At 59.9% G+C, this 10,654-nt stretch carries 9 protein-coding genes; 5 read left to right on the forward strand and 4 right to left on the reverse strand.

The annotated features are described in order from the left end of the window. Positions 1-469: 469 nt before the first annotated feature. Positions 470-718, forward strand: coding sequence for a hypothetical protein (locus tag EOA32_RS26310; RefSeq protein ID WP_095779119.1), 249 nt, complete (start codon positions 470-472; stop codon positions 716-718). Between the two features lie 56 nt (positions 719-774). Here EOA32_RS26310 and EOA32_RS38805 read toward each other — a convergent pair whose 3' ends face one another. Next, positions 775-951: a hypothetical protein gene (locus EOA32_RS38805; RefSeq protein WP_170950440.1), complete on the reverse strand. Its 177-nt coding sequence runs from the start codon at positions 949-951 to the stop codon at positions 775-777. A 1,228-nt stretch (positions 952-2,179) separates the two neighbouring features. Continuing rightward, complete coding sequence (locus EOA32_RS26320) at positions 2,180-3,082, reverse strand: hypothetical protein (RefSeq protein WP_245499389.1); 903 nt, start codon at positions 3,080-3,082, stop codon at positions 2,180-2,182. A 201-nt stretch (positions 3,083-3,283) separates the two neighbouring features. Here EOA32_RS26320 and EOA32_RS26325 point away from each other — a divergent pair, with 201 nt between their 5' ends. Then, positions 3,284-4,012, forward strand: a complete 729-nt coding sequence (locus EOA32_RS26325; RefSeq protein ID WP_067001318.1) for a glycosyltransferase family 25 protein — start codon at positions 3,284-3,286, stop codon at positions 4,010-4,012. Between the two features lie 59 nt (positions 4,013-4,071). Here the strand turns inward: EOA32_RS26325 and EOA32_RS26330 are convergent, their stop codons facing one another. Next, entirely contained in the window at positions 4,072-5,175 is a 1,104-nt protein-coding gene (locus EOA32_RS26330) for a glycosyltransferase (protein ID WP_128373275.1), read from the reverse strand. Positions 5,176-5,265: 90 nt separating this feature from the next. Further along, the gene (locus EOA32_RS26335; protein ID WP_189407375.1) at positions 5,266-7,725 is read right to left on the reverse strand and encodes a glycosyltransferase; all 2,460 of its coding nucleotides are present in this window, start codon (positions 7,723-7,725) and stop codon (positions 5,266-5,268) included. Between the two features lie 165 nt (positions 7,726-7,890). On the opposite strand from EOA32_RS26335, the gene EOA32_RS38810 reads away from it, so the two are divergent. The 3 genes from EOA32_RS38810 to EOA32_RS26340 all read left to right on the forward strand — a co-directional run bounded on the left by EOA32_RS38810 (position 7,891) and on the right by EOA32_RS26340 (position 10,419). Further along, positions 7,891-8,295, forward strand: a complete 405-nt coding sequence (locus EOA32_RS38810) for a hypothetical protein (RefSeq protein WP_189407377.1) — start codon at positions 7,891-7,893, stop codon at positions 8,293-8,295. A gap of 138 nt (positions 8,296-8,433) precedes the next feature. Beyond that, positions 8,434-9,024 (forward strand): hypothetical protein, encoded by a 591-nt coding sequence (locus EOA32_RS38815; protein WP_189407379.1) that lies wholly within the window; start codon positions 8,434-8,436, stop codon positions 9,022-9,024. Between the two features lie 1,077 nt (positions 9,025-10,101). Then, a complete protein-coding gene (locus EOA32_RS26340; protein WP_145971355.1) occupies positions 10,102-10,419 on the forward strand; it encodes a hypothetical protein in 318 nt (105 codons plus the stop codon). The last annotated feature ends 235 nt before the right edge of the window (positions 10,420-10,654 follow it).

Raw genomic sequence — 10,654 nt, forward strand, 5'->3', positions numbered from 1 at the left:
GGTTCCGGGGGCGGCAGCGGCGGATCGGGTGGCTCCGGTGGTGGCGGCTAAGTTCGGCCCGCGTTCATGTCATGACGAGGTTGGATGGGCGTCCGCCTGGACGCCCATCCACTTCAGCCCATTCGCCCTTCCATCTGCCCGGGACGTGGCGACATCGAGCCTCGGTCCATCTGTCCGTGCCTGGAGGAACTTCGGGCGGCGAGCATCCGGCACAAACAGTGCTGAAAGCGCCTCCCGGGAAAGCAGAGCGATCCGTGACGTCGCAGGCCTACCTTGCCTGGCCGCCTTCTATTGCGATCACGACTTTCTGGTACAGTACTCCTCAGGAAAAACGTCGTTTCCACGGGAGGTGATTTACGAAGATTGTGGGATTCCCCGAAATGGGCTTCCCATTTCTGATCAATCGTGATTGGTTTTCAGCCACTTGTGTTGCGCAGATCGCCGGAGGGGGCTTGTGCGACTCATATCGATGATGGTCGAACTCGGCGTGATTGTTGGCGGTCTCGGTTTTGAAACCGATGCCAGGTGCCGTGATCTGGCCGCCATGGCTACCACTTCCATCTCTGATCCAGATGAAGCCCGGCGTCTGCAGGATGAACTGGCGCAACAGTTCTCTCTGCTGTCCTACGGCGCTGGTCTCGGCCTAGACCTTTCGCCCTACTGGGATGAACTTCTTAGCCTCGTAGAGTCGGTTCGCTGCGCATCTCGCCTGAATTGACCAGGCGATCAAGGCGCTCGCCGCAGCGGAACACAGCTGCCAATCAACGGCGCTAGCTACGAGCGCTGCGGTCTTGCCATCGCAAGGCCCCGTTCCAGCGCCTCCTTGAGGCTCGTGGTATAGTGCGCGGTGTCCTCCAGGCCGCCGAAGAAGTTTATGCGGTGGACATCGCCTTTCTTGCTTATGACGATTCCAGCTGCACGGAGGGTTTCCTGAACCGACTTGTATGTCATCTCCGATTACCTTAGCCACCCAGAGATTAAGGTTGCATCTTAATGTAACAAAAACGTGTCGCTGACTGTGAAAAAAACAACATAGGCTGCTGCCGGCTAGAGCGCATCGCGGCGAAATGGATCGAGAAATACGCTTTTAAGTCTTTGTTTTGTGCATGTCTTTTTCGAAAAACCGCTGCACAAGTTTGCGCGACATGCATCAAGTCCTTCTTTTGATGCATGTCTTCGCCCAACCCACTGCACTTTGGGGAGGCGACATGGTAATCTGATCGAGCTAAAGCCCATTGAGCTAATTGAGCGAGCGGCGAGAAAAGCGCACTGTTCTGTTTGCCGAGCCTCAGCATCAACGCCAGCTGAGATTGCCTCGGATAGTTTGTCGAACCCAGCCTTCTTCCCCGAAGCCCGTCGGCAGACAAGGCGGACCCGGTATTCCCTGGTCCGCCTTTTTGCGTCCTTCTAATGGCGAGTTCGCGGGTAAGCCTTACGTCTTCGTTTCGGGGGAGAAAATGGAAAAGCGAAACGAACGGCGTACTGCGGCAGGAATCGGTGCAGAAAGGCCCACGCAAAGTCCCCACATCTTCGTCAGTCGCTCACTCCCCGGCGGTGTGTACGCGCTGGCGACCTTGTTTGATATCGCCACCCGCCGGACATCCGCTCGCCTTCCAACTCGGAATTCTCCTAGGAACACGTCATCCTCCAAGCTTTCGACCTGACGTTCCAGCGTCTTCCGTTACCGTGCTGCTCGAATGAGAAACTCGGTGCTGCGTCGAAATTGGTACAGATGGCGATACTTGCTCGATTGCTAAAATAGTGAAATTTTCGCCTCGAGTGCCTGGAAGCAGGATTGGGGAGATGTACTTTCCTCAGTTTCTGGTCGGAATGCTTATCACGTCGAGCGTAGTCGGAACCTGGGCCTATGAGGTCACAGGGTCCGTCTGGATGAGCATTGCCTGGAGCCTCCTAGCCGCGCTTCTGTTGCAGGTCGGCTATCTCGCGATTGTGTTCAGGCTTGTATATGGTCGGCGACACTCCGAGCCGAAGGCGAAGGAGACCGATCCGGACGCTGCCAAGCAACAGTCCCTTCCACATCAGCCACGACATACGGACGGCCGCTGACCAACTGCCGGCTTGGGCGTTCTCGACCCTGCTTTGTTGGAGACCCGTAGCGTCCGCGCAGGCCCCCGTATGTGTCCGATCACAAGATTCCCGCCACATTGCCGAGCTTTGGTTAGCGTCGCTCCCGGGTAACATGCAACAATTGCTGGAGTCGGACCGGCAGGTGCGGCGAGGCCTGCAATTCGGTACAGCTCTTTTTCCATCGGCGGAGATATTCGGCGATTGGAACCCCGCTGCGGCCAGGCCAGCGGTTGAGCGCGCCCAGCGCCTCAATGCAATCGGGAACCTGTTCGTATTCTGCGAGAATGGTCAGGCACATTGCTTGCGCGAACGGATTGAGACCTGGAATTTCGATCTCGTTTCGGTGGTCGGCGAACCACCTCGCAGCATCTCGGGTAAGTCCCTGGCTGTCGGCGAGCGCGGTATAGCGTTTGATGATGTCCGCGCGATATTCGGCAATGGCATCGCCGAAAGCACTGTCACCTGCGAAAGGCGGGTCCTGTTTCCAGTCTTTCGCCAGGCGTCCCAGGCCTCGCAGTGAGAAGGCCTCCACCATGGCTTCCTCCAGCCATTGGCAAGGCGGTGCCGGCTTCGCATCGGCCTGCCAGCTGTTGGCAAGCACATGGCCGAGTTCATGGCCGAACTGGTAGGCAAGCTTCGACCAGTCCCGTTCGCCGATGTCGACAATGATCCAGGCCATACTGCTGCCGTCGGGATGCAGCCAGATCGCCGGTTGTCCGGTGCCATGGCGGTCGACGCGGAGCCTTGCCGGCTGGCGATCAGACAGCAGTCGGACGCCGTCCAGGCAGGCGCGCCGCGCCTTTTCAACGACCTGTTCTGCCGCTTGCGAGAGCATGCGGCCCCAATTGCCCGCGAGTTCGAGGGGGGCGGACAGAAGCGTCGCGGGTGTCTTATTCCGGGGGGATGGCATAGCTGCATAGCCCGGGTCCAGGATGGCCGAAAACTTTGCCATTGCGGTAGCCGATGCTGCCGCAACGATGATGCCAACCGCCAAATCTCGGCGCCTCATAGCCTCTCCAGTTGGCGGACGCAAATCCTCCAAAAGTTCGAATGCCTGGTCCAAGCCGTCTCGCCAGCTACCACCGATCCGGCTAGACTTGAAGTTCTCTCAAGTGGAGGCCGGGGCGCAAGCTGGTTCGCTCGATGCAAAGTGAGTGAATGGACGAACCATCGCCAAAATGGGGCTAAAAGCGTCATGTCGGAGATTTATGTAATCAATCTCGATCGAAGTGTCGGGCGGCTGGATAAATTTCGCAAGTTGAACTCGCACCTGCCGGAAGTCCGGAGGTTCTCCGGATTTGACGGAAAATCCATCGACCGCGACAAGCTGATAGAGCGTGGGGTTATCAGTTCGGATTTGGAGTATGCGCCTGGGAGTCTGGGCTGCGCCATCTCGCACGTGACGCTCTGGAGAGAGGCCGTCGGTCGGCACAAGGTGATAACGGTTGCCGAAGATGATGCGATCTTCTCTCGCGAGTTCGAACGACATACGAACGCGCTCTTGGCGAACATCCCGGCCGATTGGGATTTCATCCTGTGGAGTGCAAGTCTGCGATGCTATGCTTGGCTAGATGCCCTTCCTGGCGGAACCGGTGCCAGGCTGGAGTTCTTTCCGGGCGAAGTCATGACGCATATTGCTGACTTCCAGGAGGCGGCAATCGAACCTGCTCTGCTTCGAGCGCGCTATCTGCTCGGCACGGTTTGTTACTCCGTCTCGCCACGTGGCGCGCGCGCGCTGTTGGAGTGGTGCCTTCCGATACGGCCGATGATCGTGGATTTTGCAGGCTTCGGCCTAAGGCTGAACAATGCAGGCATCGATTGCATCATGGCGGGCGTGATGCCCTCGCTCAAAGCCTATGTGTGCTTGCCGCCGCTTGTCATCAGTGACGAACGGCCGGAGGAATCGGTACGGATCAATACGTGAGCGAGAGGCTGGCGTTGACCGCAGTCGGCCAGTCCGTCCCGTCAGGCAACCGATAGCCTTCACCGGACACCCACTTCGCCGAGCGGCGCTGCTCGATCTTCGTGCCGGCGCCGAATGAAGAAATCGAGGTTGTTCCTGAGACGCTCATTGCCCGGGTCAAGCTCGAGCGCCATCTGCCCCCATTCCACAGCACGGTCCATCGCATTCAGGTGCCATGAGGCGATGGCGCCCAGATCAAACAGCCGAAAGCCCCAGGAGTTCGGGTCATCGAGATAGCTTCCGGTGCGACGGGTGTTTTCGATTCCGTTGCTGCACGCCCAGAACAGATTCAACCAGTCGGCCCTGCCGTGGAGTTCCTCCGCAAGGTCGGCCCAGATCTCGCGCCGATGCGGCGCTTCCATTCGCGCTTTGTCCAACCACACCAATCTCTGGTCCGGCATCATGCGTGCGATGTAGCGCATCGCTTCTGACCGTTCCTCGCCCCAGGTGCTTGTCGGCAAGCCAAGGTAGCGCTCAAGCAATTGAACGGCCTCGTCGGGCCGGTTGGCCCACATCAGGTCCCGCCCGAGCCAGAAACACATCTGTGCGTCGTCGGGATCTTCCTTGTAGGCAACCTCCATCAGAGGCAGGTAGCTGCTCCTGGTTGGCTTGGCCAGGTCCTGCACCTCGAACATGACCAGGTCGTTGCTGGTCGTGACCACCTCCCTTTCTCCGGTGAAGACGAGGGCCTCATGGACGGGGCGCTTGAAGCGATATCCCCAGCGATGGTGAAAATTCTTGGTGGCCCATTGCCGCAACGGTCTGGGGTCGTCGACACTCGCTCTATAGATCGTCTGACAATAGAGGGCTGTCGTTTCGGGTCTCCAGGCCGCCTCCAGCTTGGGGCGCCAGCCGGCCTCGAGGAAACGATCCATATCCATCGTGCAGCACACGTCGACGTCGGCGGGGATGAGCGCCAGGGCGGCATTTCGGGCGTCATCGAAGCGCCATGGGCGGACCGCGATCCGGTGCACGGTAACGCCGGCGTTGATCAGTCGCGATACCGTGTCGTCGGTGCTGCCGGTGTCGGCGACTATCCGATAGTCGGCGCCGACAGCCGAATTTGCCCACCTCTCGACATGTGCGGCTTCGTTCAACGCGATGGTGTAGACCGCGATCTTCAAGGAAGGGGTCCGCGATTGGACGCAGTCGCTAAGCCACCTCCCGCTGAACGGCTGGACTCGCCCGAACCCGACCGCACCGCCCTGTGACGCTCATCGAACAAGGCCGACGCCTCCGCGCTTGCGGATCGCCACTAGCCCTCCGAGCAATTTTGCCTGGCTAAGCTCGAAGTGGCTGTCGAAGAACCGGATTTCGGCAAACTGATCGGCAAGGTCGCTGATACCGACCGGGTCGATTGATCGGGCCGTGCCGTGCTGTTGGATTTCTCGCAATAGATGCTTGGTGAGTGTAATTTCACTGGCATTTTCGCCTGTTGGCTGCCAGTCGAGGTCTTCGATGAAATACCATCCACCCTCTGCGAGCAGCGGGAAGAATTCGCGCAGCGTCAGTTGCTCGTCGAACGAGGCGTGGCTGCCGTCGTCGATAATCACGTCAAGCGAGCCCGGTTCCAGCTTCGCCGCGACGGAGCGCAGATCCTCCAGCTTGGATTGATCGCAAACGAAAGACTTGAACCTCTCATTGTTGAACTGAGAAAAATCCGTCAGGTCGACACCGATCACCTCGGCGTAAGGAAAATAGGACTGCCAGAGCGAGACCGAGGGCGTCTCGGACTGGTTGCCTTCCGCCGCGATGCGACAGAGGCCGATCTCTAATAGCCTCCGCATGGAAAGTCTCCGGCTCGACAGCAGCCGCTCGTAGACGCGTGCGTAAGCATGCCGGTTGCCGGTATGGCGGTTCTTGTCGGTGTTGAAGCGATCAGCAAGATCGATGAGTGTGGGAAAGCTCCGCAGCGGCTCGACCAGCAAGGAGATGAGCGGCGCTCCTTCCCCGCCCGAGCGAGCCTCATTTCGTGCCGTCCACAGGTGTGTTCCGAAGACACGCTCATCATTCAGGTAGACAGCCACATCGGCGAGCGGCTTTTCGAACTCGCCTATCTCGGTCCAATCGATCGCGTTAAAGAACATCGGCCCGAAGACCCAATCGCGCAGCTCGGCGCCTTGATCCGAAGCAATGTAGTCGGAGAGCAGTTTCGGGCCGATTTCGCCAAATCCCTTGCCGCTTGCACCGAAGAAGCGCTCGATTGACATCTCGTAGAGCGCTCTCAAATGGGGGCTGAAGGCTTCGGCATAGATGACGTTGCCGCAGACGAAGTGGCCTTGGTGCCCGCCGCGCCATTGCAGATTGAAAAAGTAATCGCCGCGGAACGGAAACGGTCGCAGCATGACCACGTCGCAATCCATCCACAACCCGCCATGTTCGTAAAGCACGGCGTAGCGAAAGGCGTCGCTGAAATAGCGGATCTCGGAGCCGGCGACCATTCGCTCGAACAAGCTGCGCGGCATCACGTCATCCGCGGCGCGTACCTCGACGCCGAATGGCACGAGGAATTGAAGCTTGTTCGGCGAGTAGCTCCAGACCCTCACGGGATGGCCTGCCGCGCGCATCGACGTGGTGGCGGCAATCAGGGTCAGATGCTTCGCAGTGTCGGAAAGCACCTCGTAAAAGCAGTGGATCTGAGGCAGCGCGGCATCTCCCCAGTCCAGGAAGGGGGCTATCCGGCTATCGAACGCCCAGGATTGATCGCGACGCTCATGCGGCGAGTCTGCGAAGCGAAGGAACGGCGCCAGCTCGAGCAGGACCTCCTCTGTGCCTTTCGCATTGCCGGAGAGGACAATCCTGCTCGCCTCCTTCGGGAGTCTGCTGTCAGGCCGGGTTTGTTGATGGAGGTCGCCGGGTTCTTTGCGCTGCTGAGCCGCCACAATTTGTATGGTCGCACCGTCCGCCGACGTCGTCGCAAGTGAGCTCCAATATGCCTCGCTTGCGAACAAATACTCGGTCCTCTCCAGCAGCGAGCTTACCTCCGAGGCATCGACGGCGGCGATCCACGCTTCGCTCTCGGCGACGCCGTACGAAATCAGCAGGCGCTCGTCTTTTGGGTGCCAGGCTAGGCCGGCGGCAAATTCAACCCCCTTTTCATTGAAGAAGAACGGCCGGCTGATCTTTGCCAAGCAGCCTGTTTCGTCCAACCAGACGAAGCGGTGCTGGCAGTATGGCTGAGCCCCGTCCGGCCTTGCCCGCGTCTCGTGCGCGAGTGTCAGCCATCCGCCTTCGAAGGCAATCGCCTGGGTGCCTCCCTTGAGCTCGTCGGCAGCGACGGAAGACGGCTTTTCCGATATCGTCTGCCCTTGATCGCCGACAATGCGGATGGAATCACCCACAGAAAGGAACTGCAGCCGCTCCCGGTCGGTGCCGATGCCAGCCGGCTTGACGAGGGGGAGCCAATTGTTGCCGTTCATCTTCGCACCGATCGGCCGGAGCACACGCCAGTCAGTCATCCGGTATGGTGCAGGCCCGCCATGGTCGATGCGCGCGATGACTGGTTCGCCTTCTGCGGCCGACGCGCGCATATAGGCGCTGCTCCACAATTGCCCCTCCCAGGCAAACGGACGCATGGCCTCGAGGCCGCAGCCGTAAGCAGGTCGCGGCAAGTCGGTCGGCTGTGAAATCTCGTCGGCCGATGCGATCCCGAATTCGCTGTCGATGCGCAGCAAGAAATTGCGTGTGTGCACCGCCGCTCGATCCGGCGCTCGAGCCCGGAGGTTCTCTTCCGCCGCCGCCAAGGTGATGGCCCCCTGCAGCACTACGATCTGGTTGTCCCAGCGAGCCACGGACGGGTTTGAGAGCCGATAGCCGTCGGGCGGTACGAAGCCGACCGGTTGAGCAGTGAACGATGGCATCATCGTCTTGGCGGGCTGGATGTAGAAGAACAGGTTGGAGCGCGCCAGATCGCGGGAACCGTCGGCGATGCTGCGGCTCAGCGCCAGCCAATTGCACACTGCGAACCCGCGGTCCTTGCGCAATGGATCGCTCGCGTAGTTTGCCGCGATTGCGTATTCCTCGCGAAGGCCCGTCGTGTAGATGAAATCCTCGAGAAACAGGATGTCTTGCTCCGGTTTCGTGATCGCCAGACCGGCTTCCGAAAACAGCACGCTGGCGTCGTTCATCCCCTTCTCGCGATGGAACCGCGCGAGGTCGTAGAGGGGTTCGGTACGTTGCGGGCGCTGATTGAAGGCAGCAAGCGCCTGGCGAACGAAGCCTGCGTCGTCCCCGAGCTTTCTTAGGCAGCGCGCCTCCTGCAGCCGGGCGTTCCATACTTCCTCGTCCCAGCCGCCCATCGCCGCGCGTTTTGCGTAGGCCACCGCCGCCTCGGCCGTGCGTCCGGCGTCGCGGTAGGACTGCGCCAGGTAAAACCAGTATCGGTGGTTCTCCGGGTCTTTCTCCAGCGCCTCCAGCAGGAGCTTGATGTCGCGCTCGAACTTGTCGACGCGGTTCGATCCGGTGGCGTGGTCCTTGTACCAAACGCCCTGGAGTTCCTTCACGTCGCCGGGGACGTCGAGATATTCATGAGTCACGCCACGGTAGCGGGCGCCGGCATCGCGCCTGACGATGCGGGTGTTCCAATAGGCGAGGTCGGAACCGGAGCGCTGGAGCAGCCGATAGCCAGGACAGTCGAGCTGCGCTCGGAAGCCCGCGTCCTCGACGACCAACTCCATGTCGGCGTCGTCAAAAAGCAGATAATCAAAGGCGAGCGACGAAGCATATGCATGATCGAGCGCGGCGTTGCGGGCCTGCTCGAAATTTTCGAAGGGGAACTGATGCAACTCCCCGGGCAGGTCGCGATCGGCGAAGAAAGCCCTGATGTAATCCTGGGTCCCGTCGGTCGACCCGGTGTCGCCGATGACCCAGCAGTCGATGTGGTCGACAACCGCCCCCAGACAGCGCTGCAGGTTCGCCATCTCGTTCTTGACGATCATGTTCAGGCAAAGTCGCTTGCCCGTGGTCATCCGTGAAATTGCCATCTCTCGCTCTGACGTTGCGCGACGTTCAAGCAATGCCATTCTCTGCGTGCCGCGGATGAATTCGCGGAGCCGTCTCGAAGCTCCTATTGTCTACTTGTCCCGCCACTGGAGCGGCTAAGGTCCTCAGACGATCTCCGCCCACTTCACCGTCATTTGCCAAGCGACGTCAAGTTCGACGAAGCGGTAGTTGGCGTCGACCCCATCGCGACGCCCCAACGGGATGACAGTGCTCGAGCTCGATCACGTTTCTGGGTTTGACGCAGATTCCTGGGTGCGGGTTAAGTTCTGGATTTCAAAAATATTTTCTAGAGTTTCGGTCTGTAATAATTCACGACCTAATACTTTAGAGGTAGGTCAGTTTAGTCGCCTCCACAGTTTACAGATCGCTAATTTTCAAATTTACTAATTTGCTGCTGTGAGGGGGGGCCCACAGGTCGTGGGTAGCTGGCATTCTGCGGAAGTCGTAGGGGAGTCAAGCCAGAGGGTTTCGGGAGTAGCAAGACCAAAGTCGCGGACGACTAAGCACGTGCGTTTGGTGAGCGCGCGGCCGTGTGAGCGTTTGTCTTTCTTGTTCGGGTCGAACGGGTTTTCCACTCCGGAACTCTTTCGCGAGTTTTCGCCAAGAGATCGGCGTCAGCTGTGACGGGAGTGGATCGTGTATCACGTGATATCACGTGCGTTTCCCAGGGAGTTTGAAGCCCGCCGCTTCGACAAACTTCAAGCATATCCGCAACTGAGCGCCGCTGGCCGTACCCATCTATGCGCCGGCGGGGAATTGGTTGCTGCAAGGTGCGACGGGCTGCTGCCGTGCCCCGCATCCAAACCAGATTTCAACAGAGCTATTCAAGCCGAGTGCCGTCGGCGAACGGCGCCGTCTGCGACTTGCTGCCGGCCGATCGGACCGGGAGTCGTCTGGAGCAAAGGCTGCAGCCCATCACGTCTTCGCGCGCGAGCTTTCGTGCGGCCTTGCGGCCAAGCCCGTCGGGTCGGGGGCAGCACTGCGGTGATTGAAAATCAAGTGTCAAGCAGGAGAAGCCGCGGCATCAGCCGCCGCCAATCGGGGAGTGCATGATGACCTACGCAACTTCGTCTACTGCAATGGACGTGACCGTTAGGGGCGTTTTGCCCATCGGCGACGCGACCGAGCATATAACCTATTTCATTCTGGATGCCGCCAAGAACGCGATCGTCGGCCAGGTCATTCTTCCCGCTGCCGTCAAGCGAAGCCACGCTGTCGCAATAACCGTCAAGGTTCCAAGCACCGCCGGCTCTCTCGCGATCGGGACATTTGACGAAGGCGGGAATTTCCAAGCCTCCGGTTTCCTGCGCGTGGAGGCCCCCCTCGTTGGCCGCCCAAGCGGCGCCGTCGGGCCGTCCGGAAGATGACCGCGGCCAAGCGCCGTTTCCGCGCCGCTCGCCGACTAAGCCGGTGGGCGGTTTCCCTTTTGAAATGAATTGGACGCGAACAGGAGCCAGTCATGGCCCGTGCCTCTGAAATTCTCTTTGTGGATCCTTCGATCTCCGATCTCGAGACTGTTCTGAGCAACGTCCGGCCGGGGGTCGAGGCCATCCTGCTCGATGGCCGTCAAGCGCCGGCGGCGCAGATGGCTGCGGCGCTAAG

Source organism: Mesorhizobium sp. M1A.F.Ca.ET.072.01.1.1, assembly GCF_004023325.1.
In the GTDB taxonomy this organism is placed as follows: Bacteria; Pseudomonadota; Alphaproteobacteria; order Rhizobiales; family Rhizobiaceae; genus Mesorhizobium.